General features: G+C 59.9%; 22 protein-coding genes. 7 read left to right on the top strand and 15 right to left on the bottom strand.

Annotation, left to right across the window (positions count from 1 at the left end; genetic code table 11):
* Positions 1–9: 9 nt before the first annotated feature.
* The gene (locus tag EC919_RS15495; RefSeq protein WP_133775310.1) at positions 10–1,533 is read left to right on the top strand and encodes an MFS transporter; all 1,524 of its coding nucleotides are present in this window, start codon (positions 10–12) and stop codon (positions 1,531–1,533) included.
* 252 nt (positions 1,534–1,785) lie between these two features.
* On the opposite strand, the gene catA is transcribed toward EC919_RS15495, so the two are convergent.
* The 3 genes from catA to EC919_RS15480 form a co-directional block, all read right to left on the bottom strand.
* Positions 1,786–2,715, bottom strand: a complete 930-nt coding sequence (gene catA, locus EC919_RS15490; RefSeq protein WP_133775309.1) for a catechol 1,2-dioxygenase — start codon at positions 2,713–2,715, stop codon at positions 1,786–1,788.
* Between the two features lie 61 nt (positions 2,716–2,776).
* Entirely contained in the window at positions 2,777–3,067 is a 291-nt protein-coding gene (gene catC / locus EC919_RS15485; RefSeq protein ID WP_133775308.1) for a muconolactone Delta-isomerase, read from the bottom strand.
* A gap of 47 nt (positions 3,068–3,114) precedes the next feature.
* Complete coding sequence (locus EC919_RS15480) at positions 3,115–4,230, bottom strand: muconate cycloisomerase family protein (protein ID WP_133775307.1); 1,116 nt, start codon at positions 4,228–4,230, stop codon at positions 3,115–3,117.
* A 134-nt stretch (positions 4,231–4,364) separates the two neighbouring features.
* Here EC919_RS15480 and EC919_RS15475 point away from each other — a divergent pair, with 134 nt between their 5' ends.
* Positions 4,365–5,255 (top strand): LysR family transcriptional regulator, encoded by an 891-nt coding sequence (locus tag EC919_RS15475; protein ID WP_133775306.1) that lies wholly within the window; start codon positions 4,365–4,367, stop codon positions 5,253–5,255.
* A 23-nt stretch (positions 5,256–5,278) separates the two neighbouring features.
* Here the strand turns inward: EC919_RS15475 and EC919_RS15470 are convergent, their stop codons facing one another.
* Positions 5,279–5,893: a TetR family transcriptional regulator gene (locus EC919_RS15470; RefSeq protein WP_133775305.1), complete on the bottom strand. Its 615-nt coding sequence runs from the start codon at positions 5,891–5,893 to the stop codon at positions 5,279–5,281.
* Between the two features lie 35 nt (positions 5,894–5,928).
* Complete coding sequence (locus tag EC919_RS15465) at positions 5,929–6,699, bottom strand: IclR family transcriptional regulator (protein ID WP_133775304.1); 771 nt, start codon at positions 6,697–6,699, stop codon at positions 5,929–5,931.
* 252 nt (positions 6,700–6,951) lie between these two features.
* On the opposite strand from EC919_RS15465, the gene EC919_RS15460 reads away from it, so the two are divergent.
* From EC919_RS15460 to EC919_RS15445, 4 genes are all read left to right on the top strand, one after another.
* Entirely contained in the window at positions 6,952–8,082 is a 1,131-nt protein-coding gene (locus EC919_RS15460; RefSeq protein WP_133775303.1) for an efflux RND transporter periplasmic adaptor subunit, read from the top strand.
* A 58-nt stretch (positions 8,083–8,140) separates the two neighbouring features.
* Positions 8,141–11,290 (top strand): efflux RND transporter permease subunit, encoded by a 3,150-nt coding sequence (locus tag EC919_RS15455; protein WP_133775302.1) that lies wholly within the window; start codon positions 8,141–8,143, stop codon positions 11,288–11,290.
* Entirely contained in the window at positions 11,287–12,702 is a 1,416-nt protein-coding gene (locus tag EC919_RS15450; RefSeq protein WP_133775301.1) for an efflux transporter outer membrane subunit, read from the top strand. The genes EC919_RS15455 and EC919_RS15450 overlap by 4 nt, the downstream gene beginning before the upstream one ends.
* Positions 12,703–12,921: 219 nt before the next feature.
* Positions 12,922–14,604, top strand: a complete 1,683-nt coding sequence (locus EC919_RS15445) for a tannase/feruloyl esterase family alpha/beta hydrolase (RefSeq protein WP_347876984.1) — start codon at positions 12,922–12,924, stop codon at positions 14,602–14,604.
* An 11-nt stretch (positions 14,605–14,615) separates the two neighbouring features.
* On the opposite strand, the gene EC919_RS15440 is transcribed toward EC919_RS15445, so the two are convergent.
* From EC919_RS15440 to EC919_RS15400, 9 genes are all read right to left on the bottom strand, one after another.
* Positions 14,616–15,755 (bottom strand): glutathione-independent formaldehyde dehydrogenase, encoded by a 1,140-nt coding sequence (locus EC919_RS15440; protein WP_133775300.1) that lies wholly within the window; start codon positions 15,753–15,755, stop codon positions 14,616–14,618.
* A 157-nt stretch (positions 15,756–15,912) separates the two neighbouring features.
* Positions 15,913–16,482 carry an S-(hydroxymethyl)glutathione synthase gene (gene gfa, locus EC919_RS15435; RefSeq protein ID WP_133775299.1) on the bottom strand — a complete coding sequence of 190 codons (570 nt, stop codon included), beginning with the start codon at positions 16,480–16,482 and terminating at the stop codon, positions 15,913–15,915.
* Between the two features lie 67 nt (positions 16,483–16,549).
* Positions 16,550–17,659: an S-(hydroxymethyl)glutathione dehydrogenase/class III alcohol dehydrogenase gene (locus EC919_RS15430; RefSeq protein WP_133775298.1), complete on the bottom strand. Its 1,110-nt coding sequence runs from the start codon at positions 17,657–17,659 to the stop codon at positions 16,550–16,552.
* A gap of 66 nt (positions 17,660–17,725) precedes the next feature.
* Positions 17,726–18,001, bottom strand: a complete 276-nt coding sequence (gene frmR / locus EC919_RS15425) for a formaldehyde-responsive transcriptional repressor FrmR (RefSeq protein ID WP_133775297.1) — start codon at positions 17,999–18,001, stop codon at positions 17,726–17,728.
* 153 nt (positions 18,002–18,154) lie between these two features.
* Positions 18,155–18,499, bottom strand: a complete 345-nt coding sequence (locus EC919_RS15420; protein ID WP_432213818.1) for an ArsR/SmtB family transcription factor — start codon at positions 18,497–18,499, stop codon at positions 18,155–18,157.
* Positions 18,500–18,518: 19 nt separating this feature from the next.
* Positions 18,519–19,502 carry an LLM class flavin-dependent oxidoreductase gene (locus EC919_RS15415; RefSeq protein WP_133775295.1) on the bottom strand — a complete coding sequence of 328 codons (984 nt, stop codon included), beginning with the start codon at positions 19,500–19,502 and terminating at the stop codon, positions 18,519–18,521.
* A gap of 45 nt (positions 19,503–19,547) precedes the next feature.
* The gene (locus EC919_RS15410; RefSeq protein WP_133775294.1) at positions 19,548–20,354 is read right to left on the bottom strand and encodes a sugar phosphate isomerase/epimerase family protein; all 807 of its coding nucleotides are present in this window, start codon (positions 20,352–20,354) and stop codon (positions 19,548–19,550) included.
* A 15-nt stretch (positions 20,355–20,369) separates the two neighbouring features.
* Complete coding sequence (locus EC919_RS15405) at positions 20,370–21,170, bottom strand: TIM barrel protein (RefSeq protein ID WP_133775421.1); 801 nt, start codon at positions 21,168–21,170, stop codon at positions 20,370–20,372.
* Positions 21,170–22,183 carry an LLM class oxidoreductase gene (locus tag EC919_RS15400; protein WP_133775293.1) on the bottom strand — a complete coding sequence of 338 codons (1,014 nt, stop codon included), beginning with the start codon at positions 22,181–22,183 and terminating at the stop codon, positions 21,170–21,172. Before EC919_RS15400 ends, EC919_RS15405 begins: the two co-directional genes overlap by 1 nt.
* A gap of 155 nt (positions 22,184–22,338) precedes the next feature.
* On the opposite strand from EC919_RS15400, the gene EC919_RS15395 reads away from it, so the two are divergent.
* Positions 22,339–23,220: a LysR family transcriptional regulator gene (locus EC919_RS15395; RefSeq protein WP_133775292.1), complete on the top strand. Its 882-nt coding sequence runs from the start codon at positions 22,339–22,341 to the stop codon at positions 23,218–23,220.
* A 262-nt stretch (positions 23,221–23,482) separates the two neighbouring features.
* Here EC919_RS15395 and EC919_RS15390 read toward each other — a convergent pair whose 3' ends face one another.
* A complete protein-coding gene (locus EC919_RS15390) occupies positions 23,483–23,881 on the bottom strand; it encodes a DoxX family protein (RefSeq protein WP_133775291.1) in 399 nt (132 codons plus the stop codon).
* Positions 23,882–23,888: the final 7 nt, after the last annotated feature.

Raw genomic sequence — 23,888 nt, 5'->3', positions numbered from 1 at the left:
GGGAACAGCATGTTCAGGAAATACGGACTACTGCTGACCACTATCACGCTGTTGTGCAGCCTGGAGTTTTTGCAGACCGGCATGATCGCGTTCGCCTCTGCGCCGATTCGCGGGGAGATCGAAGCCAGTCCTGAAGAATTCAGCCTGGTGGCCGCGCTTTACGCTTGCCTGGCGGTGATCTCCATCTCCAAGCAACGCTGGATGACCGAGCGTTTTGGCTGGCGCAATTACCTGCTGACGTCCATCGGCATCTATATCGTCGGCGCGGTGATCTGCAGTGTCAGCGCCGATCTGGTCACGTTCACCGCCGGCCGGGTGGTGATGGCGCTGGGTGGCGGCGCTTTCATGACCTCGGCCCGGGTCATGGTGCAGATGATTGCACCGGGACCGGGGCGGTTTACCGGCATCAAGGCCTTCGCCATTGGCCTGGCGTGCGGCACCTCGGCGGCCCCGGTGCTTTCTTCCCTGGCGGTGGCGTATTCCACGTGGCAGGCGATTTTCTGGATGCTGATTGTTGTCGCCGTACTGGTCGCGATCCTGGCGCTGAGGTTTCTTCCCACAGACCGCCACCCGGTAGAGCTGCGCAGCCAGAGCCGTCTCGGCCAGGTGTTGCTGCTGGCCGTCAGTTCGTTCTCGATCCTGTACGTGCTTCAGCGCTCTTATTATGACTTTTATAACGAGACCACGATTATTCTGGTGTTCGCCGTATTAGCGGCATTTGCACTGTTCGCCTATCTGCGCAATGAGAAGAAACACCCAAGGCCGCTGCTGAAAGTGCACCACATGATCAGTCGCCGCTACGCCTACGGTATCGGGTTGTTCTGCTTCAGTTACCTGATGCTGGGCGCGAACAACTATGTGTTGCCTTCCTTCCTTCAATCAGCGCTGGGCTACTCGTGGGAAACGGTGGGTCACTTCCAGTCGCTGGGGCTACTGGGCACACTGGCGGCCTGGCTGCTGATGTCGTGGCTGTTGCCAAAATCCCCGGCACCGAAGAAGTTTTTTACCCTGGGCTTTTTATCCTTGATCGCGTTCAGTTACCTGCTCGCGCGCATCACGCCGGGTGCTGAAATGTGGGGCAATATCTTGCCTGCCCTGTTCCTCAACGGCTGCTTCGTCATGTTTCTGCTGGCCACGGCGGCCACTCAGACCTTCAAGGACGTCGGTCACGACGATGCGCTGTTTACCAACGCCCAGCAGCTGAAAAACATGGCCGGGCAGATCGCGACAGCCTCGGGGACGGCGCTGGCGACGATCTTCATGCAGTGGCGCAGCACCGTGCAGTACGACGCGCTGAGCGTGCGCTTGCACCCGGATAATCCGATCTACGCGCAGTACGTTCAGCAGCTCTCGCACTTCTTCGCTCAGTCTTATGAGGCGTCTGTCGCCGCACGTATGGCGGTTGCGGAAATCGGCCAGAGCATCAGCCAGCAATCCACCCTGGTGGCGAGCCTCGACTATTTTTCCGTGGTCACCGTCATCGGTGTCGTCGGGCTGATTTTCTCCCTGGTCCAAAGGGTGTTTCGTACCTGAGTGCCTGCGGCTGTCGACGTATGATCAGTTGGGTTGCGCATTGAGCTGCGGCACCGGGTCGATGGGCACCGATGACCTGAAAACAACCGCCGGCGATGACCTGGGGCAGGTGACCCGCAAATAGAAAACCGGCAACAGAAAAGGGGCGGGGAGCGTCACGTCAGTGATCGGCTCCCAGCCCCTTCTTGCTGTCCCGAGTGTCAGCCTGAGGGCTTGCACGAGGTGCTGTCAGGATAGACCGTGCGGTCGGGTTTACTCTTCCAGGGCGCGGGCTCTCTCCAGACGCTGCTCGGCCTTGGGTTCTGCCGTGCGCTGCAGGGTGAAGTCAAACTCCAATTCGGCGTATCGCCCTGTCGTGCCATGGGCGCGGGCCTTTTCTTCGTCGTCGATGAAATGGATGTCGGCGATCAGTTCATCGCGCGTGGCATAGGCAAAGTCATCGTGCAGGTACTGGTCGCCCGCCAGGTTGATCTGGGTGGTCAGGTGGCGATGATTCGACGCTGAGATAAAGAAGTGGATATGCGCCGGGCGCTGGCCGTGGCGGCCTAATTGGTCGAGCAAGTGCTGCGTCGGACCGTCTGGCGGGCAGCCATAGCCTGACGGCACGATGCTGCGAAAGCGGAAGCGTCCCTCGGCGTCGGTTTCGATGCGTCGGCGCAGGTTGAACGCTGATTGTGACGCGTCGAAATAGGAGTAGGTCCCGCCGGTGTTGGCATGCCAGACATCGACGATTGCACCGGCGAGCGGCTCGCCAGCGGTGTCCAGAACCCGACCCTGCATGAACAGCACCGTGCCGTTGTCCTGCCCGTCATCCAGGCGCGCTTCGTGTTGGCTCAATGGAGCGCCGGCTACATAGAGCGGGCCTTCGATGGTCCGTGGCGTGCCGCCGGTCAACCCGGCCACCTGGTCTTCGGCATCCAACAGCAGGTCGAGGTAGTGTTCCAGGCCGAGGCCGGCCACCAGCAGTCCGGCTTCCTGACGGCTGCCCAGTTCATTGACGTAATTGACCGCTTTCCAGAACTCCTCGGGGCTGATGTGCAGGTCCTCGATGATCTTGATCGAGTCGGTCAATACTCGATGGACCACCGTCTTCAGCCGTTGGCTGCCTTGATCGTTGTCAAAGCCGCTGGCTTGCTCGAAAAACTGTTGCACGTCGGCTGTCTGGGATATCCGCACAGTCATGGCTTATTCCTCATCTTGTTTTTATAAACGTCGCTCAGCATCAGGTCGGGCTGGCGGTGGATCAGCGGTCGTCGTCATGCACCGAAGAGGGATGACGACACAGCGCCATGACTTCGATGTCCATGAAGGGGTAGAGCGGTAATTGCATCAGGGTGTCGTGCAGCGCCTGAGTATCAGCCACGTCGAAAATGCTGACGTTGGCGTACAACCCGGCGATGCGCCACAGGTGGCGCCAGGTGCCTTCGTCCTGCAGGCGCTGGGCCAGGGCCTTTTCATCGGCTTTCAGCCGCGCTGCCTGTTCGGCGGGCATGTCGTGGGGCAGTTTGACGGTCATGCGAACGTGAAACAGCATTGATCTAGTCTCCCTTTGAAGCGTGGTTCGGTCAGGTGGTTCGCGGTTCAGCGGCGCTGGAAGTGCTTCAGACGCTCTTCATCGAGCGCGACACCGAGCCCGGGCAGGTCGGGAATCATCAGTTGAAAATCTCGATAGACCAGAGGCTCGGTCAAGATGTCGTTCGTCAGCAGCAGCGGGCCGAACAGCTCCGTATGCCATTCGATGCGTCCCAGTGTGGCAAAGGCATGGGCCGAGGCCAGGGTACCGATCCCGCCTTCGAGCATGGTGCCGCCATACAGACCCAGCCCCGCTGCTTCGGCGATGGCCGCCGTACGGAGCACGGCCCTGGGTCCGCCATTTTTGGCGATTTTCAGCGCGAACACCGGAGCGGCACCGGCGCGGGCCAGGGCGAAACTGTCTTCGACGCTTTCGATGGCTTCGTCAGCCATGATCGGCACCGGACTGCGGGCACTGACCCGGGCCTGGGCTTCGCGATCCTGCCGGGGAATCGGCTGTTCGATCAAATCCACGCCCGCATCGCCCAGCAACTGGCAGCCGCGCATGGCAGTGGCTTCACTCCAGGCCTGATTGAGATCGACCCGCACACTGGCGCGGTCACCCAGGGCCCGTTTAATCGCCGCCACATGGGCGATGTCTTTGGCGGGCTCGCCAGCGCCGATCTTGAGTTTGAAAACACGATGACGGCGGATGTCGAGCATCCGCTCTGCCTCTTCGATGTCTTTCTCGGTATTGCCACTGGCCAGCGTCCAGGCGACTTCCAGACCGTCCCGTACGCGTCCACCGAGCAGTTCGGCAACGGGCAGCCCCAGGCGTTTGCCTTGAGCATCCAGCAAGGCCGTCTCGACGGCGGATTTGGCGAAGGTATTCCCCCGCACCACTTTCTCGATGCGCAGCATCGCGGCATTGATGTTGGTGGCATCCTGGCCCGTCAGCAGTGGCGCGAAATAGGCGTCGAGATTGGTCTTGATGCTTTCGGGGCTTTCGTTCCCGTAGGACAGGCCGCCAATGGTCGTGGCTTCGCCCAGGCCTTCGATGCCATCGCTGCACTGCAGACGCAGGATCACCAGTGTCTGGCTTTGCATGGTATGCATGGCCAGCTTATGGGGACGGATGGTGGGCAAATCGACGATGAAGGTTTCAAGGCGGGTAATGCTGATCATAGGAAGATCCTGTTCGAGGATGGATGGAGCGCGTCCATATCCCTGAGGTTTGTTTTTATCTGAGGCCAAGGTTGCATCGCAGCGGGAGCGAGGTCCAATATCAAGTGGGTCTGATTTGATACCTGGGAGGTATCGTGGAGCTGCGTCATTTGCGTTATTTTCGAGTGGTTGCGCAAACCCTCAACTTCACCCGGGCGGCCGAGCGTCTGCATCTGGCGCAGCCGCCTTTGAGCCGACAGATCCAGCAACTGGAAGAGGAGTTGGGCGTGGTGCTGCTGGAACGAAGCCGCCCTTTGCGTCTGACCGAAGCGGGGCGGTTTTTCTACGAACAGTCCGCGCAGCTGCTGGAACGGCTCGACCGGATCTGTCATGACACGCAGCGAATCGACCAGGGTCAGCGCCGCTGGCTGGGCATCGGGTTTGCCCCTTCGACGCTGTACGGGGCACTGCCGGAACTGATCCGACGGTTACGCGGTGACGGAGGGGTCGAGCTGGGGCTGTCGGAGATGATCACCTTGCAACAGGTCGACGCCTTGAAGAGCGGACGCATCGACATCGGCTTCGGGCGCATTCACATCGACGACGCCGCGGTCGTGCAAAAGGTGATTCACCAGGACCCGCTGGTGGCCGTGCTGCCCGCCGGGCATCACTTGCTGGGCACGGCGGTGAGCCTGGAACAACTGGCCCGGGAACCCTTTGTGCTTTACCCGGGTAATGTCCGGCCCAGCTACGCTGATCACGTACTCAAGCTGTTCGCGCGTAATGGGCTGGACATCCATGTGGCACAAATGACCAACGAATTACAGACAGCCATCGGACTGGTGGCGGCCGGCATGGGTATCACGCTCGTGCCGGCGTCCGTTCAGCGTCTGCATCGCGACGATATTGGCTATGCGCCGCTTCTGGATCCGCTGGCCACTTCGCCCATCATCGTCAGCTACAGGGCGGCCGATACGTCGGCGCTTGTTCGTCAATGCCTGAACTGGATCGAAGAGCAATCGGCGGACACGCTGAGGGGCGACTGAATAGCCAGAGCGACAGACGCGCGTCACCCGTCGACAAAATTTGAGATCAGTAGCTCTACCATTCGCGGAAGGGGGACCAGGTCTATTTCGGTCTGGCTGAGCAGCCAGCCCATGACGGTCCCGACAAGCAACGCCTTTACCGCCGTCGCAGCAGCAGGAATGTTGTCATGGGGGCTTCCGTCAGGGTTGTGGTAGCGCCAACTCAACGCTGCGACGAGGTAGCGTTTGATGCGCTCGTGGATGGCGGTGAGTCGGTCCTGGACGGGATGGTTGTCACTCACCAGTTCTGTGCGAAGCAGCAAGATGAGAGTGACCCGCTGCAAGCTGGGATCACCAACGATGGTGGCCAGGCCTTTGGCAAAGGTTTGTCCGAGGTCGCTCAGCGAAGGGCATTGTTCCAGCGAGGAAAACTGCTGCGGCAGACCGTCCCATGGCAATCGGGCACGACGCAGCACGGCATCGAGCAACTGATGTTTGTCGCTGAAGTGCCAATAGATCGCGCCACGGGACAGCCCGGCCTGTTCAGCGATTTCATGGAAGGTTGCTCTGGCGTACCCCTTCTGGCTGAACACCTGTTCCGCCGCGTCCAGCAGCATCGGGTAGGTTCTGTCTGAATCTTCCTTGCATTTTCTGGCCATGCAAATGGTTCTCCAGCGCCCAAGGCGCGCTTGTATCAGGTATCGCCTGCCGCCATGGCGATGGCTGTCTTGCAGTCCTCAAGCGCCTTTTTGAATTCAAGCGAGTGGGTCTGGAAGCGTGGGGTGGGTGCGATGACGGTAACCGCGTGGGGCCCCATGAACGTCGGGATAAGCATCGAGCAGGCACTGATACCTACCGTGTGTTCCTGATGATCAATGGCCAGGCCACTGGCACGGATCTGTTTGAGTTCCACCAGCAATGATTCGAGGCTGTGGGTCGCGTCGGTCAGCGGCTCCAGGGTGTCTCCCAACCACTCGCGAACCTGCTCGTCGGTCAGCGTCGACAGCAGCGCCTTGCCATCTGCCGTGGCATACATCGGCAGCGATTGCCCCATGGGGAAGACCACGCGCAGTTCGCGCTCGGCGATGACCCGATCAATGACGATGGTCTGTCTGCCACTGATGCAGGACAGCGTGACGCTTTCCTTTAACAGATCGCACAGCCCTTCGAGGGAACGACGGGCGATGGAAATAATGTCGGTATGGGTTTGGTGAATCAGCTGGGCCAGCGCAGGCCCCAGGCGAAATCCATTGCCCGGACGCAGCGCCTCTACCAGCTTCTCGGTCTCCAGCGCGGCAATGATTCGCTGCACGGTAGAGCGGGGCAGGCCGACCTCGTTGGCAATGGCCGCGAGGCTCAAACCCTGGGGATTGCGGCCCAGCGCACGCATGATCGCGCTGGCGCGGGCAATGACCTGGATCCCGCCTGAACGCACGTCGTCGTGGTCCTCTTTCAGATTACTCATGTGCTTCCTCGATATTGGCCGCCGGCCCCGCGCTGATCGGTGGCGTGCAGCGTGACCCGAACTGGCCGCAAGTCTACAGGCCAGAGCCCCCCTGAGCGATTCGCAGGTGAGATGGCCGGTTGCTTCCTTGTCGCTAACCGCATTACGATACAGCGCATCGCATTGCGGTTAATTTAATTCCTCAGTCTAGAAATCGTCCCCCTTCACGCCTTGGCGGTAGAAGGTCGGCAGGCTGTTTTCCAGGAGAATGAAATGAGTATCCGATCCACCCGGGGCCTGTATTGCGCGCTGCCGTTCACGCTCCTGCTGCTCACGGGGTGCAAGGAGCCGGAGCAGGCGGCTGCGTCACAACCCCCTGAAGTCGGTGTTGTTACACTGAAGGCGCAAAGCGTGCTGTTGAGCAGTGACCTCCCCGGACGCACCTCGGCTTTCCGTGTGGCGGAAGTAAGGCCTCAGGTCAGCGGGATTATTCAGAAGCGCCTGTTCAGCGAGGGCGCAGTGGTCAAGAAAGGGCAGCAGCTCTATCAGATCGACCCTTCGACCTATCAGGCGTCCTACGACAAGGCCCGGGCGAACCTGGACGCGACGCGCAATCTGGCAGAGCGCTACAAGCGCCTGGTGGAAACCCGAGCCATCAGCCGCCAGCAGTTCGATGACGCCGACGCAGATTACCGTCAGGCCCGCGCCGACCTGAAAATGGCGCAGATCAATCTGGAATACACCAAGGTCATGGCACCCATTGATGGCCGGATCAGCCGTTCGAGCGTGACCGAAGGCGCGCTGGTCAGTACCAATCAAACGGAGCCGCTGGCCTCGATCAATCAACTCGATCCGATCTACGTCGATGTCACTCAGGCGTCCACTGACATGCTGCGACTGCGTCGGGAAGTGGCCTCCGGACAATTGACCATGGCGGGACACGATCAGGTGAAAGTTCAACTGACGCTGGAAGACGGCACCGCCTACGGTCAGACGGGCGCGCTTAAATTCACCGAAGTGACGGTGGACCCGACCACCGGTGCGGTGACCATGCGTGCCGCGTTTGCCAACCCCGACAACATCTTGCTGCCGGGCATGTTCGTTCATGCCAGGTTGGCCGAAGGCGTGCGCGAACAGGCCGTCCTGGTGCCACAGCAAGGTGTGACCCGTGACCTCAAAGGCCAGGCGACGGCGCTGGTGGTCAGTGCTGACAGCAAGGCTGAACAGCGGGAGGTAAAGGTGATACGCACCATCGGTAATCAATGGCTGGTCGAGTCGGGCTTGAAGGTCGGCGATCAGGTAATCACCGAAGGGGTGCAGCGGGTCCGTCCGGGCATGGCGCTGATTGCGGTGCCTGCGCGCAACGTCGCAGCCAATCCGGCGATGGCGAGTTCAGCGCCGTAAGACTCGGCGCTTCACGCAACGACGCTGCGGCGTTCCACGCTTTTCAGGTAGATTTTCAATGGCTAACTTTTTTATCAGCAGGCCGATATTCGCCTGGGTGATCGCAATGGTGATCATGCTGGCGGGTGCACTGGCCATCCTCAAATTGCCGATTAACCAGTACCCCAATATCGCCGCCCCGGCGGTGAATATCACGGTTACTTACCCCGGTGCCTCGGCGCAGACGGTGCAGGACACGGTGGTGCAGGTGATCGAGCAACAACTGAACAACCTGGATGGCTTGCGTTACATGTCGTCCGAAAGCAACAGCGACGGCAGCACCAACATCACAGTGACCTTCGATCAGGGCACCAATCCCGATATCGCTCAGGTTCAGGTGCAGAACAAGCTGCAACTGGCCACGCCACTGTTGCCTGAAGAAGTGCAGAAACAAGGCCTGCGAGTGGCCAAGTATCAGATCAACTTCATGCTGATCGTGGGGCTGTACTCCGAAGACGGCTCCATGGACGGCTTCGACATCGGCAACTACATCGCCTCCAACATGAAAGACCCGATTACCCGTACCAAGGGCGTTGGCGATTTTCTGTTGCTCGGTGCTCAGTACGCCATGCGTATCTGGGTCGATCCGGCCAAGCTGGAAAGCTTTCAACTGACCCCGCAAGACGTGATCGACGCGATACAGGCCGAGAACGTGCAGGTGTCCTCTGGCTCGTTGGGCGGTCTGCCCACGCGCAAGGAAGTCCAGCTCAACGCCACCGTGCTGGGCAGCTCGCGGATGAAAACCGCTGAAGAGTTCAGGGAGATTCTGGTCAAGGTAAACCCTGATGGCTCGCAGGTGCGGGTCAAGGATGTGGCCAGCGTAGGGCTGGGCTCGGAGAACTTCTCGATTTCGGGTGCCTACAACGGCAAACCGGCATCGGCGATTGCGCTTCGCCTGGCCACCGGCGCCAACCTGCTGGACACCATCAAGAATGTGCGGGCCACGGTGGCCGATCTGGAGCCCTACTTTCCCAAGGGTCTGAAGGTGGTATTCCCGTACGACACCTCCCCGGTGGTCAGCGCGTCGATCCATGAGGTCGTCAAAACCCTGATCGAAGGCATCGCGCTGGTGTTCCTGGTCATGTATCTGTTCATGCAGAACATCCGCGCCACGCTGATCCCGACGCTGGCTGTCCCGGTGGTATTGCTCGGTACGTTCGGCATCCTTTCGGCATTCGGTTTCACCATCAACACCCTGACCATGTTCGGCATGGTGCTGGCCATCGGGCTATTGGTGGACGATGCCATTGTGGTGGTGGAAAACGTCGAGCGGGTGATGGTCGAGGACGGCTTGTCGCCCAAGGAAGCGACCCGCAAATCCATGGCTCAGATTCAGGGCGCACTGGTCGGTATTGCGTTGGTGTTGTCAGCGGTGTTCGTGCCAATGGCTTTTTTCGGCGGTGCCACCGGGATTATCTACCGGCAGTTCTCGGTGACGATTGTCTCGGCCATGGGCCTGTCGGTGCTGGTGGCGCTGATCTTCACCCCGGCGTTGTGCGCGACGATTCTCAAAGCGCCCAGCCACGACCATCACGACAAGAAAGGCTTTTTCGGCTGGTTCAACCGCACCTTTGATCGCGGCGCCGACCAATACAAAGTCGGTGTGGCGGGGATCGTCAAGCGCAAGGGCCTGTTTCTGGTTATTTACCTGGGCATCGTGGTAGCGATGGGCTTTCTGTTCACCAAAGTTCCGGCGGCGTTTTTGCCGGACGAAGACCAGGGCACGATGATCGTGCAGGTGCAGATGCCACCCGACAGCTCGGCCCAGCGCACTCAGGTTGTCCTCGATGACGTGCGCGACTACGTGTTGCAAAAAGAAGGTGACGTGGTGGACTCGGCCTACACGGTCAACGGTTTCAACTTCGCGGGACGCGGGCAAAGCTCGGGCATGCTGTTCCTGGCGCTCAAACCGTGGGAAGAACGCAAGGGCGATGACACCACGATCTTCTCGCTGGCCAGGCGGATTCAGGTGCACGCCAACGGCATCAAGGACGGTACGGCCATCGCCATCGTGCCCCCGGCGATTCTGGAAATGGGTAACGCCACCGGTTTCGACATGTACCTGCAGGACAACGTTGGCCTGGGCCATGCCCGGTTGATGGAAGTACGCGATCAGTTCCTCAAATTGGCGGCGCAGGACCCGGTACTGACGCGGGTGCGACCGAACGGCTTGAATGACGAGCCGCAGTATCAAGTGACCATCGACAAGGAAAAGGCGCGCGCGATGCAGGTCAGCATCAGCGACATCAACAACACCATGAGCACCGCGTGGGGATCGAGTTACGTCAACGACTTCATCGACCATGGCCGCGTGAAGAAGGTGTACGTGCAGGGTGATGTCGACGGCCGCATCTCGCCGGAAGACTTCAACAAGTGGTACGTGCGCAACGCTCAAGGCCAGATGGTGAAATTCTCCGCCTTTGCCTCGGGTTACTGGACCTACGGCTCGCCAAAACTGGAGCGCTACAACGGCGTGCCGGGGGTTGAAATTCAGGGCGAACCCGCCGCTGGCTACAGCTCAGGTGATGCCATGGCGGCCGTGGATCGTATTGCCACGCAACTGCCAGATGGCGTGGGTGTTCGCTATACCGGGATTTCTTATGAGGAGCGCATGGCGGGGTCGCAGGCGCCGGCGCTGTACGGCATTTCCATCCTGATCGTGTTCCTCTGCCTGGCGGCGTTGTATGAAAGCTGGTCAGTACCGGTCGCGGTCATCATGGTTGTTCCGTTGGGTGTCATCGGTGCCGTCGTGGCGACATTGGCGCGCGGGCTGTCCAATGACGTGTTTTTCCAGGTCGGCCTGCTGACCACCGTCGGGCTGTCGGCCAAGAACGCGATCCTCATCGTCGAGTTCGCCAAGGCACTGCACGAAGAACAAGGCAAACCCTTGATCGAGGCGGCCATCGAGGCCGCACGTCTGCGTCTGCGTCCGATCATCATGACCTCTCTGGCCTTCATGCTCGGCGTGTTGCCGCTGGCGATATCCAATGGTGCGGGCTCCGGCAGCCAACACTCCATCGGGACCGGCGTGATCGGCGGGATGGTCACGGCGACCTTTCTGGCCGTGTTATTCGTGCCCATGTTCTTCGTGGTCATCTACAAACTGTTTGGCACAAAAACACCGGACGCACGTGAGAACCAAGCCATCGTCCATGGAGAGCAACCATGAAAACCAGTCGTTTGAGCGTTGCCGTGGTGGTAGCGCTGATGGGCCTGAGCGGTTGCTCGCTCATTCCAGATTACCAACGCCCTGACGCACCGGTGGATCAGACCTGGAACCTGCCGGTCGCTGCGCAGGTGAATGCACCCCGCGTGAACTGGCAGGCGTTTTTCCAGAGCGCTGCGCTCAAGGACCTGATCAGTCAAGCGCTGGCGAACAACCGTGACCTGCGGGTCGCTGCGTTGAACATCGAAAAGGCCCAGGCTCAATACCGGATATCTCGGGCTGACCTGCTGCCTTCAATCGACGCCTCAGGGTCCGGTGATAGCCAGCGGGTGCCGAGCGACCTGAGCACCACCGATCACAGCCGGGTGACCCATCAATACATCGCCGGTGTCGGCTTCACCTCCTACGAACTGGATTTCTTCGGTCGTGTGCGAAGTCTCAATCAGCAGGCGCTGGAAAGCTATTTTTCCACCGTCGAGGCGCAGCGCAGTGTCAGGGTGGCGCTCATTGCCGAGGTCGCCAGCGCCTATTACCAGATGCAGGCCGACCAGCAATTGCTGGAGATCGCCCGTCAGACACTGACCAGCCAGCAGGACAGCTATGCCCTGGTGCAAAGCAGTTACGACCAGGAAGTGGCCACTGAACTGGACTTGAGTCAGGCCGAAAGTACGGTGCGTACCGCCGAGTCGGCTCAGGCGCAATACGAGCGGCAGGTGGCGCAGGATAAAAACGCGTTGACGCTACTGGTTGGCAAGCCGGTGGCAGCGCAGTATTTCTCCGCGATAAATCTGGATGCGTTAAAGGTGGATGAACAGCTGCCTGTCGGCTTGCCGTCGGACCTGCTGATGTACCGCCCCGACATTCTCGCCGCCGAGCATGATCTGAAGGCCGCGAACGCCAACATCGGAGCGGCGCGCGCAGCCTTTTTCCCCAGCATCACCCTGACCGCTTCAGCGGGCTCGGCCAGCGCGGACCTTGGGCAGTTGTTCGCGGGGGGGCAGGGGACCTGGAGTTTTATGCCGTCAATCAACATTCCGATCTTCAACGCAGGCCGCAACAAGGCCTACCTCGACACGGCCAGGGTGCAACGCTCAATCGAGGTGGCCAATTACCAGAAGGCAATTCAAGTTGCGTTTCGCGAAGTAGCGGACGGCCTGGTGGCACGCGACTCACTCAGCACGCAGGTGCTGGCCGAGACGCGACTGGTACAGCCCAATCGACGTAACTACGAGCTGGCGGACAGCCGCTACAAGGAAGGGGTCGATACCTACCTGAACTCGCTGGATGCTCAGCGAAATCTGTTCAGTTCCCAGCAAAGGCTGGTGACCACCAAACTCTCGCGGATCAACAACCTGGTGTCGTTGTACAAGGCACTGGGCGGAGGCGAGGGCGCCAGCGAGGTGGCGCTGCAGTAGGTTTCATCCGGCGTCAGGCTGACGCCTTCCTTAGGCCCACTGCCCACTGGCGTGGGCCTTTTCTATGGCGATGACACAGCGGCGCTGTTGAGACCCCGGGGATATTCGCTGACCGGCAGATCATTAGGTTCGGTATCCCATTGATAACCTGTGGCAGCATCGCGGGTATGATTAAGTCACTGTCGGCAGTCGCCACGTTAACCTTCATGAGTAATTTCAATGTTGATCGGCACAAAAGACCTGGCACTTTACGGATTGCTTGCTGCGGGGCTTTCGACAGGACCGGCCGTGCAAGCCTCCGCACCGACGCAACCGAATCTGACGCCGCAGGCCTGTGAAGCGCTTGTGGCCAAAGCGTTGACGGGCGCGCGCATTCTGGCGGTTGAGCCCGTCGCTGCAGGGGCATTCAAAGTCGCGCGAGCACCTTCGGGTTCGCCGCTCGCGCAACGCATGAGTTCGCTGCCGTCCTTCTGCCGGGTGCAGGTGCTGGCGACGCCGACACCGGACAGCCGAATCGGCGTTGAAGTCTGGTTGCCGCTTCAGAGTTGGAACGGACGGCTACTGGGGACAGGCAATGGCGGCGGCGCCGGCACGATCGCATATGAAATGGGCATGATCGAGGGATTGAACCGTGGCTTTGCCGTGGCCAACACCGACATGGGCACGGCGCCTGATATCAATCTCACGATTGACCACCCTGAGCGCTGGACCGACTTCGGTTACCGGGCAACCCACGAAATGACCCGAATCGCCAAGTCGCTGGTCACCTCGTTTTATAACGAACACTCGTTTCGTGCCTATTTCGAAGGCTGCTCGACCGGTGGCCAGCAGGCACTGAGCAATGCACAGCGCTACCCTGATGATTACGACGGCATTCTGGCCGGCGATCCGGGCAACAATCGAACCCACGTCGCCAGTTACTTTTTGTGGAATTACGCGGCACTGAATGCCTCCCCTGAGGCAAAGCTCTCACCAGGGCAATGGTCGACGGTCTCCAGGGCCGTCATCGCCAGCTGCGCCGGAAAAGATGGCGGCGCTCCGGGCGATCAGTTTCTGACCGATCCTCGGCAGTGTCACTTCGACCCTGCGAAGCTTCCGACCTGCGACGCAGGTTCCGCGACGGATCAATGCCTGACCTCGAAGCAGATCGATACGGTACGCAGGCTCTACGCCGGGCCGGTGAATCCGCGCACGGGCGAGCGCATCTACGCAGGGCTCGCCGTCGGCAGTGAAGATCAGCCCCTAGGTCCTGCCGCCCAGGGTGATCCTGCCGCGTGGCCCAAGGAGCAGTTTTATCTGTTCAACTGGATTCTGGGCACAGGCTTTGAACCGCTGCGCTTTGGTTTTGACCGTGACCTCGACCGCCTGGATGCGCAGCTTTCGAGCACGCTGAATGCCAATGCTGCCGACCTTTCTACATTTGCCAGGGGAGGGGGCAAGTTGCTGATGTACACCGGCCTTGCTGATCCGGCGGTGCCGTTTGCTGAGGTCGTTCATTACTACGATCGCGTGGTCGCCAGCACTGGAAAAGCGAAAGGAGAAGTAGAAGGAGAGGGAGAAGAGGATTTTGCGCGACTGTTTCTTGTGCCAGGCATGGGCCACTGCGTGGGTGGGCCGGGCGTGACCGACATAGGTCAGCCGTTTTCGTCGGCGGTGCCTCCCACCGTCCGTAACGATGCGCTGATGACGCTCGTGGCATGGACCGAAGGAGGTAAAGCCCCTTCGGTCCTTATCGCCCGTCAACCGGCTGAGGACGGCTCGCCTGTTAAAGAGCGCCCCGTGTGTGCCTACCCCGCGCTACCTGAATTTCGTGGCGGTGATCCGGCTAAAAGCGACAGCTTCGTCTGCACGGATCACCCACCAGGCGTCGATCAGGTGCCAGCGTCAAGGTACCTCAACTGATCGTGCGCGACTCATGCCGAAGGCTTGAGCACGACTTTGGTCCAGCCGTCGTCTCGCTGATCGAAGTGCTTGTAGGCGTCCGGACCTTCGGACAACTTCAGGCTGTGGGAAATGATCTGCGACGGCTTGGCACGGTCATGGTGAATCAGCTCGGCAAGGCGACGGTTGTACGCCTTGACGTTGGCCTGACCCGTGCGGATCTGCTGACCCTTGAACCAGAAGGAGCCGAAGTCGAACGCCATCTTGCCTTCCTTCGCCAGATCGCTTGCAGCATTCGGGTCCTGTGGCACGAAGACACCCACCACACCGATACCGCCGGTTGGCTTGGTGGAGGCCACCAGGTTGTTCATGGTTTCGTGATTGGCTTCATGGCCATGCTTGTCGCAGCACTGATAACCCACGCATTCGCAGCCACGGTCCGTGCCTTTGCCATTGGTCAGGTTCAGAATCTGTTCCACGGCCTGGGTTTGTGCCGTGTTGATCGGCGTTGCGCCCAGCTTGGCAGCCAGGGCCAGACGGTCCGGATGGTTGTCGACGACAAAGACCTGTGACGCGCCTTTGATCATCGCCGCATGGGCGGCCATCAGCCCGACCGGGCCTGCGCCGTAGATGGCGATGCTTTCACCCGGCAGCAAGCCGGACAATTCAGTCGCGTGCCAGCCGGTCGGCAAAATGTCCGACAGCATGACATAGTCGTCTTCTTTCTCTTTGGCATCTTCAGGCAGCACCAGGCAGTTGAAGTCGCCATACGGCACGCGCAGCAGTTCGGCCTGGCCGCCCTCATAAGGGCCCATCTCGGCAAAACCGTAGGCGCCACCGGCACTGCCAGGGTTAACAGTCAGGCAGTAACCGGTCAGGCCGCGCTCGCAGTTTTCGCAGAAGCCACAACCGATGTTGAACGGCAGGCAGACCATATCGCCCACTTTCACGCGATCAACGGCTGCGCCCACTTCGATCACTTCACCCAGGTTCTCGTGGCCGAGAATCCGGCCCGTCTCGAAGCTGGTGCGGCCTTCATACATGTGCAAGTCAGAGCCGCAGATATTGGTCGTGGTAATGCGGACCAGGACATCAGTTGCTTTTTCGATTTTGGCATCGGGAACGTTCTGAACGCTGACGTCGTAAGGACCGTTGTAAATAATGGCTTTCATGGGTTCTCCAGAATAATGAGGTGCAGATACGGATATATCTATGCGCCAGTTTTAGTACGGCCGTGCCCGCCTGTCGTTCAAAGAGATTGGCCGTGAGTGACGAACGGTAAATTCCGAGGAAGGCTCTGGAACAAGGCTTTAGGCCAAAACCGGCTGCTTAGAGCACGCCGTTTTGCTTGGCGGTATGAGTCGCCAGAGCGTCCATCAGGGCGGGAGACAGACAGTCGTAAGTAGGCAGGCCTATCTCGTTGAAGCGCGCACGGATGCCATCCATTTCGGCGGGTGGTGTGCCCGTTTCGATGACCGACGAGACAAAGGCAGCAAAGCCTGGAGCAGCCCAGCCGGTCTGTGGCGACAGTTCGGTGTGCACGAAGTCCAGACCGTGGAACGCGTGGCCGGTGTTTTCGATACGACCGTACAGGTGCGCGCCGCATGCTTTGCAGGCGTGACGCTGGATGGTCGCGCTGTCATCGACGATTGCCAATTTTTCGGCGTTAGCGGTGACAGTCACCTTGTCACGGGGAACGACAGCGATCACCGCGAATTTCGCGCCCTCAGGCTTCCAGCATTTGCTGCAACCGCACGCGTGATTGTGCAGGGTCTGGGCGTCAATCTTGACTTCGACCTTGTCGCTCGCGCACAGGCATTGCAGGGTGCCGCCAGCAAAGCCGGCGCCGGCCGGTTGGATGCCATGATCGAGCGAAGGGTGCAGTTTTACGTTGCTCATTTTGTATCTCCAGAGTTGCGGGGGGAATACGGAACGCGCCCCGGGGCTTGCACCCCGAGGCCATCTGTCAGTACTTGATGACCGTCCGGATCGACTTACCTTCGTGCATCAGGTCGAACGCTTCGTTGATGCGTTCCAGCGGCATGGTGTGGGTCACGAAGGGGGCGAGTTCGATTTCGCCTTTCATCGAGTCTTCGACCATCTTGGGCAGCTGGCTACGGCCTTTCACGCCGCCGAATGCCGAGCCTTTCCAGGTGCGGCCGGTGACCAGCTGGAAGGGACGGGTGGAGATTTCCTGACCGGCACCGGCAACGCCGATGACGATCGACTGGCCCCAGCCGCGATGGGCGCACTCAAGGGCTGCGCGCATCACGTGAACGTTACCGATGCACTCGAAAGAGTGATCGACGCCCCAGCCGGTCATCTCGATGATCACTTGCTGGATAGGCTGCTCGTGATCCTTTGGGTTGACGCAGTCGGTGGCGCCGAATGAACGGGCCAGTTCGAACTTCGACGGGTTGGTGTCGATGGCGATGATGCGACCGGCTTTGGCCTGACGCGCGCCCTGGATAGCGGCCAGGCCAATGCCGCCCAGACCGAAAATAGCGACGGTGTCACCCGGCTGGACCTTGGCGGTGTTGTGCACCGCGCCAATACCGGTGGTCACACCGCAGCCCAGCAGGCAGACGTGTTCAGGGTTGGCGTCCGGGTGGATCTTGGCGACTGACACTTCAGCAACCACGGTGTATTCGCTGAACGTCGAGCAACCCATGTAGTGATACAGCGGCTGACCGTTGTAAGAGAAGCGCGAGGTACCGTCCGGCATCACGCCTTTACCCTGGGTCGCGCGCACGGCGGTACACAGGTTGGTTTTGCCGGACTTGCAGAACAGGCATTCGCCACATTCGGCGGTGTACAGCGGGATGACGTGGTCGCCCGGCTTGAGGCTGGTGACGCCTTCGCCGACTTCAACGACGATGCCTGCGCCTTCATGGCCCAGGACTACGGGGAACAGACCTTCCGGATCATCACCGGACAGTGTGAACGCGTCGGTGTGGCAAACGCCGGTGTCGGTGATTTTGATCAGCACCTCACCTTTGCGGGGCGGAGCAACATCAATCTCGACGATTTGAAGCGGTTTACCCGCTTCGAACGCAACTGCAGCACGAGACTTCATAAGGCTTTCTCCTAGGGATAATGTTTGTTGAACAGGGGAGTCAACCCCGTCGAAATTGAATCGCAGCTATTTCAGGTACGTGCGCACCAGAGAAACCACTTCATCAATCGACGAGCGCTGCGCCTCGGTCGTTTCTACTAAATGAGTGAATTCTTCTCTGAGGTGGCTTTCCAGCACGCCAGCCATCAGACCGTTGACGGCGCCGCGTATGGCGGCGATCTGTTGCAGGACCGGCCCGCAATCAGCGCCTTTTTCAAGGGCTGCTTCCAAGGCATCCAATTGACCCCTGACACGTCTCACCCTTCCCAGTACGCGTTTCTTCTCAGCAGGTGAATGTGGCATCTATGTTCTCCAGGTGTGGACTCGGACAGCATTTTTACACAGGTACTGGCAGGGGGTATGTCTGGGTACTGGTGGGGAGTATATGAAGATACTGGCAGGGAGTATATAGGCATGTCTGTGTCGAGATGCCGCAGGCGCTGATTTGCGCCTGTTTCATTCAGACTGCAGTTGGCTAGCCACGAGGATTGCCAAGCTGCGAATGCAGGCTTCATTGCGCCGGAGAAAGTGCACAGTCCCGGATTTGCGCTGTTCCACCAGACCGGCAGCCTTGAGGAGTGCCAGGTGACTGGAAACAGTTGATTGGGGGAGATCGCATCGCAGCACTATCTGGCCGATGCAAACCCCAAGATGCTGGCCGTACTCCTGGTCCGGGAAATACCGCAACGGCTCCTTGAGCCACTGCAGGATTTCACGCCTGACGGGGTGAGCGATGGCGCGGATTGAAACCTGGAAATCCGGGGGCACCAGTGGCAGGTCTTCTTCTGAATGCGATGACACGGTTTGTCCTTTTGTCGAATCAGTCCAGCAGGTCTGCGATGGATTCAGCGGCAAGCTGATAGGAACGGCACCGTGCCTCGGGATCATGAATCCTCGCATCGATGATCACTTCGTCAGCCTGGGTCGTCGCGATGAACTGCCGCAGCCAACTGCCAACATCGTCTTTGTCGCCAACAGCGGTACACGACAGGGTCTGCGTCAGGGTCTGTCGATCCAACGCTGAAAGCCGCTCGATGTAACCTTCTTCGGGGAGTGGCAGCAGCCCTGGCTTGCCGGCATACAGCCTGCTCACCCATTGCTGATGAGAGCTGGCGTGGTACTGCGCTTCTGCACGGGTCGTTGCTGCGAAGACATTGGCGCCGGCAATCACGTAGGGTTGCTTGAGCGTGGCCGAGGGTTTGAAGGTGGCGCGGTAGTGGGCAATTGAATCCATCAAAAAACGCGGCGCGAAATGCGAGGCGAACGCGTAGGGAAGCCCCAGTTTTGCCGCCAGATCTGCGCTATTGGGGCTGGAGCCCAGCAGCCAGATCGGCACGCTGTGATTGCCCGGAATCGCACGCACAGGCTGGCGGCTGTCGTCCGCCAGGTAGTCGGTCAACTGACGTATGTCCTGAGTGAAATCCCGTTCCGACGAATCACCACGCAGGGCGCGAATAGCCGGCCCCGCCGAGCCCGGCGCTCTCCCTACGCCCAGATCAATACGCCCTGGAAACAAGGTGTCCAGCGTACCAAACTGTTCCGCGACGCTTAGTATCGAATGGTTGGGCAACATGATGCCGCCTGAGCCGACACGCAGGTTTTGGGTAGCGCCAGCCAGGTGTTGAATAAGCAGCGCAGTCGCTGCCGAGGCAATACCGGGCAGGTCGTGGTGCTCCGCGACCCAGTATCGTGTGTAACCGTTGCGCTCGACACTACGTGCCAACGTGGCGGCATCGGCGAGGGTGTGGGCGAAGGTCTTGCCTTCGCCGATCATCATCAGGTCAAGGACCGAAAGCGCTGTCATTGCAGATTCCTGGTTGTGGGTTCAAGGGGAGGGCAGAGAGCGTGATTACTTCAACGGAAAGTCTGCCCAGCTCACATGCTTCTCCAGCCTGCGGTCCATGTCTCGAAGCGTGACCAGACAGCGCTGCAGTTTGAGGTAGATATCGCCACCGTAGTCCCAGCCGAGCACACCGATACTGCCGGTGTAACCGATGCGGTCCAACGCCGCGAGCAAGGCGAAATTGTCCATCTCGCCGCGGTCTACCGGCTCCATGGTCGCGACGCCGCCCCAGCCCAGTTGCGACAGTGCGCTTCCGGAGGTCACGACCTGCATCAGCCAGGGTTTCATTGCATCAAGGCGCTGCTGGAGTTTGCCTTCCTGGCTGGCATACCAGTGGTAAGCATTGAAAGAGGCGCCCAGGCGTGGATGGTTGAAATGCTCGCAGATCTCCACGACCTGGGTGGTGGTCTGAGTGACATGGTGAAGATGCGGATAAAGCGCGATGCGCAACCCGCGCCGCTCGGCGATCGGCAGCAAGGACTCGATAAACCGGAGGATCGCCGGGCTGCCATTGACTGAGGTCTGGACCGCCAGTTCGATCAGCTGCACGCCTTCGACTGACTCGATGATCCGCCTCAAGACGTGGTCATTGCGGCCTTCGTGCAGCACCAGGTAGAGCGCCTCGACCTTCAGGCCATGTTGTTCCCTGACGCGGGGGAGCAGCGTCAGATCAGTCAGCGGGCTCCCGCTCCAGGCAGAGACGGTGATCCCGTCATAGCCCAGGTCTGCGAGCATCTCGCACTGGGTCTGGAACGCGTAAACGCCCATGGACGAGTAGAAGAACGAGTCCAGGGCATGAATGGAATGAGTCATGAATCGCTCCTGCGCCTAGTAAGGCAGCTCGTTCAGCACGGCCCATTCGGGGTGGGCCGCCAGCCTTTGCTCCATGGAGCGGAAAGCCTTCTCGGATCGATGCAGATTGCCGTACACATCGCCTCCCATGCTTTCCCAACCCAGGACACCTACCCGGCCGTTGAAGCCGCGGCGCAGCAGCGCACCCATGAGCACGAAGTTGTCCATCTCGCCCTCATCCAGCGGCTCGATGGTTGCCAGGCCGCCCCATCCCAGGGGGGAGCGTCTGGTTCCGGCGATAATGACCTGGTGGAGCCATGGCCACACCGCGTCAAGCCGTTGCTCCAGCAATTTCTCCTGAGTGGCGTACCAGTGGTAACCGTTGAACACGATGCTTAGAAGCGGGTGGTCGAACTCCTCGCAGAGCGCCACGGCTTGCGACGTGGTTTGCATGCCATACCGTGCATGGGGATAGAGCGCGATTTTCAGGCCGCGGCGTTCGCAGATGGGAAGCAGATGCTCAAGCATCCGTCGGTCCAGGTCGGTGACGGTTTCGCCGGAATGCAAAGCCAGTTCGATGGTTGAGCAGCCTTCGACCGATTCGAAAATCTGGGTAACGAACGACTCCAACCCCTGGCGGTAGATCAGATAGATCGCGCCAACATCCAGGCCCCATGTCGGCTTGATGAGCGGGATCGATTTGAGATCGCTGCTCCAGGCCGACATCGTGAGGCCCTGGTAGCCGTTCTCGGCGAGCATCTCGCACTGCGCAGCCAACGGGTAAGTCCCCAGCGCGGTCTGAAAGATGAAATCCATATGGTGAAGATCGAGTTTCATCAAGAAGCACTCCCGTGAGGCGGGTGAAGGGGTGATATACGCGTCGGGAAGTGCGGCAGCACATATTCCCCCAACTCGTCCATGACCTCGGCGGCATGGCGGCGTTGCGGCTTGAAATGCAAGGCAACGTGGCCCACCCCCAATTCCTCCTGGCGCTTCCAGAGTTCGATCAACGCATTGCGGCCCGCACGCAAAACGCGGCCTGGCTGCACCGGACAGTCGGGGTCTCGGTCCAGATCAAACAGCGTGCCGTAGCCGTAAGGCTTGTAGCCATTTACGCCGCAAGCGATACGCCAGCGCTCAGTGACCTGGGCGACCAGCGCAGGATTGGAAATGTAGGAAAGAATCCCGTCGGCGTTTTCCCCAATCCACTCCAGCGACTGGCCTGACTGGCCAATGACAAGGGTGGGGATGCGTGGACCCACGGGTTTGGGAACCAGATCGATCGCACCGTCCAGTTGCCCATAGAACTCGGTCGAGCGCCGCGGCCACGACTGTTCCGTTACCGTGCGGATCAACGCAAACGCATCGCGAAAGCGTGCGGCACGGCTGTCGAAATCGATGCCGAAGGCCGGGTATTCGGTAGGGCGATCACCGGTGGCGACGCCCAGGATGAATCGACCGCCCAGCAGTTGGTCGACGCTGGTGGCTTGCTTGGCGACGATCAGTGGATCGCGTAACGGGAGCACGATGCCGGCTGTGCCAATGGTGATCTGGCGGGTGACGGCAGCCAGATAGCCGGCATAGATCATCGGGTCAAGAATCTGGCCGACGTCTCCGAAATTCGGGTCCCAGAACGGCACGTCCCTCAGCCAGATGGCGGCAAAGCCCGCTTCGTCAGCCTTTTGCGCCATCGCGACATGATCCTGCAAGGTCGGTCCGGGGCTGTCGGGGTAGCTTTCCAGCGGCGCAATGAAGCCGAAGGTTAAATGGCCCGGTTCAAACACGCGCGAATAACCGGGGTGAAGCTGGAGTTGCGATGAAAGCCCCTCGGTAGGGGATATAGAAGACATGGACGGCTTCCCGAATGGATGGATGGCCGTTAGGCGGCACCCGGATTTGAGCGATAAATGCTGATGACGACGACTATATGCGCAATTCCTCTGGCGAAAAATAGGCTAGAATTCCGATCATTACGGAATAGAAAGCTTAAATAGGAAGACGCGCAATGGATCACTTTGGGGCGCTGGGCGCGTTTGTGCGAACGGCGGAAACCCGCAGTTTTACCGAGGCAGGGCGTCGTGTTGGCGTGTCCTCATCGGCAGTGGGAAAGGCTGTGGCCCGGCTTGAGGCGGAGCTCGGTGTCAGGCTTTTCCACCGGTCGACACGGGCGGTCACCTTGACCGCAGAGGGCGAGCTGTTTCTGGAACGCTGCCGGCGGATTTTCTCCGAGCTTGAAGTCGCCAAGCGCGAGCTTTCCCAGGCTGCCGGCAAGCCTCAAGGCAAACTCAGGATCGGTTTGCCACAGTTGGGCATGAGCCTGATGCCGCACCTGATCGCGTTTCAGCAAGCCTACGGCGAAGTCGAACTGGAGCTTGAATTCAGCGACCGGCTGGTCAACGTTATCGAAGACGGTTTTGATGCGGTCATACGCATCGGTGAGGTCGAAGATTCGCGGCTGACCATGCGCAGGCTCAAGGGCTACAGCCATCGGCTCGTGGCGTCGCCGTTGTACCTTGATGAAAAAGGCACTCCGACGCATCCCTCCGAACTCGGCGCTCATGCCTGCCTGCGCTATCGCTACCCCACCAGTGGCAAACTCGATCCCTGGCCGTTGGTTGTAAAGGAGGATGACCGCGGCATTGACGTGCCGGCCACGGCGACGGCAAACGCTATTGAGCCTTTACTGGCCATGGCGCTGGCAGCCCGGGGCATCGCCTGCCTTCCGGATTTCTTTGTTGAAAGCGCGGTGGCTGAGGGACGGCTCGTCCCTGTCCTGGAAGGGTATATGCGTGATCACCGAACGGTCAGCATTCTCTGGCCCTCAAGCCGTCAATCACTGCCCAAGATCAGCGCCTTCGTGGAATTCATGGTCGCCCGACTGGCCTGAATACCCGGCAGGCAAGGCGGCTTGAAACGCCAGGCGTGTCACGTGAATAAATCCGGGTGGCGCCACGCTCTTTCGCGGCTTCACTCAGGCGCCTGAGCAAAAAAAGCGCCCGTCAGGGCGCTAAAACTTCACCTTGGCCAAAAGAGCACGGAGCTTCCAGGGTGAAGGGGGAGTGAAGCAGAAACCCGCGGCATCATAAGTGCGGTCGTTCAGACGTTGCGATGCAGCTGCAGCACTCCGGTGCGCAACTGCATCGGGTTGGTCAGGCCCTGGACGGCTTTGCAGCGAAGGCACCTTCGCCGAGCAGCGCTACGACCAGCGCCGTGACAGCCAGATAGATCGGGTATTCCCAGCCGCCATTCGGGTTGGTGAAGCTCCAGCCGTTGGCGAAATGCACGGTCGCTGCGACAAACAACTGAACAACAGCCAGTGCTGCCACCAGGCGGGTATACACGCCGATTATCAACATCAAGCCGCCGATCACTTCAAACGCCATGACGGGGTAAGCCAGGAAGCCGGGGAAGCCGATGGACTCGAAAAAGCCTACGGTGCCCGCCGGCGTGAAGACCAATACTTTGGTCAGGCCATGGGCGAGAAACATGATGCCCAAGGCCAGGCGCATAATCAGTGCTGCGTAAGGGGCAGTGCGTGAATCAATCATGATGAAG

The sequence above is a fragment of the Pseudomonas graminis genome (assembly GCF_004364335.1).
In the GTDB taxonomy this organism is placed as follows: Bacteria; Pseudomonadota; Gammaproteobacteria; order Pseudomonadales; family Pseudomonadaceae; genus Aquipseudomonas; species Aquipseudomonas graminis_D.
This window is presented reverse-complemented; position numbering and strand designations above follow the sequence as displayed.

Bases quoted from the DNA above. Each gene is read 5' to 3' on its own strand.
- EC919_RS15495 (WP_133775310.1), top strand. From the start codon at position 10: ATGTTCAGGAAATACGGACTACTGCTGACCACTATCACGCTGTTGTGC.
- catA (WP_133775309.1), bottom strand. From the start codon at position 2,715: ATGACTGTGCGGATATCCCAGACAGCCGACGTGCAACAGTTTTTCGAG.
- catC (WP_133775308.1), bottom strand. From the start codon at position 3,067: ATGCTGTTTCACGTTCGCATGACCGTCAAACTGCCCCACGACATGCCC.
- EC919_RS15480 (WP_133775307.1), bottom strand. From the start codon at position 4,230: ATGATCAGCATTACCCGCCTTGAAACCTTCATCGTCGATTTGCCCACC.
- EC919_RS15470 (WP_133775305.1), bottom strand. From the start codon at position 5,893: ATGGCCAGAAAATGCAAGGAAGATTCAGACAGAACCTACCCGATGCTG.
- EC919_RS15465 (WP_133775304.1), bottom strand. From the start codon at position 6,699: ATGAGTAATCTGAAAGAGGACCACGACGACGTGCGTTCAGGCGGGATC.
- EC919_RS15460 (WP_133775303.1), top strand. From the start codon at position 6,952: ATGAGTATCCGATCCACCCGGGGCCTGTATTGCGCGCTGCCGTTCACG.
- EC919_RS15455 (WP_133775302.1), top strand. From the start codon at position 8,141: ATGGCTAACTTTTTTATCAGCAGGCCGATATTCGCCTGGGTGATCGCA.
- EC919_RS15450 (WP_133775301.1), top strand. From the start codon at position 11,287: ATGAAAACCAGTCGTTTGAGCGTTGCCGTGGTGGTAGCGCTGATGGGC.
- EC919_RS15445 (WP_347876984.1), top strand. From the start codon at position 12,922: ATGTTGATCGGCACAAAAGACCTGGCACTTTACGGATTGCTTGCTGCG.
- EC919_RS15440 (WP_133775300.1), bottom strand. From the start codon at position 15,755: ATGAAAGCCATTATTTACAACGGTCCTTACGACGTCAGCGTTCAGAAC.
- gfa (WP_133775299.1), bottom strand. From the start codon at position 16,482: ATGAGCAACGTAAAACTGCACCCTTCGCTCGATCATGGCATCCAACCG.
- EC919_RS15430 (WP_133775298.1), bottom strand. From the start codon at position 17,659: ATGAAGTCTCGTGCTGCAGTTGCGTTCGAAGCGGGTAAACCGCTTCAA.
- frmR (WP_133775297.1), bottom strand. From the start codon at position 18,001: ATGCCACATTCACCTGCTGAGAAGAAACGCGTACTGGGAAGGGTGAGA.
- EC919_RS15415 (WP_133775295.1), bottom strand. From the start codon at position 19,502: ATGACAGCGCTTTCGGTCCTTGACCTGATGATGATCGGCGAAGGCAAG.
- EC919_RS15410 (WP_133775294.1), bottom strand. From the start codon at position 20,354: ATGACTCATTCCATTCATGCCCTGGACTCGTTCTTCTACTCGTCCATG.
- EC919_RS15405 (WP_133775421.1), bottom strand. From the start codon at position 21,170: ATGAAACTCGATCTTCACCATATGGATTTCATCTTTCAGACCGCGCTG.
- EC919_RS15400 (WP_133775293.1), bottom strand. From the start codon at position 22,183: ATGTCTTCTATATCCCCTACCGAGGGGCTTTCATCGCAACTCCAGCTT.
- EC919_RS15395 (WP_133775292.1), top strand. From the start codon at position 22,339: ATGGATCACTTTGGGGCGCTGGGCGCGTTTGTGCGAACGGCGGAAACC.
- EC919_RS15390 (WP_133775291.1), bottom strand. From the start codon at position 23,881: ATGATTGATTCACGCACTGCCCCTTACGCAGCACTGATTATGCGCCTG.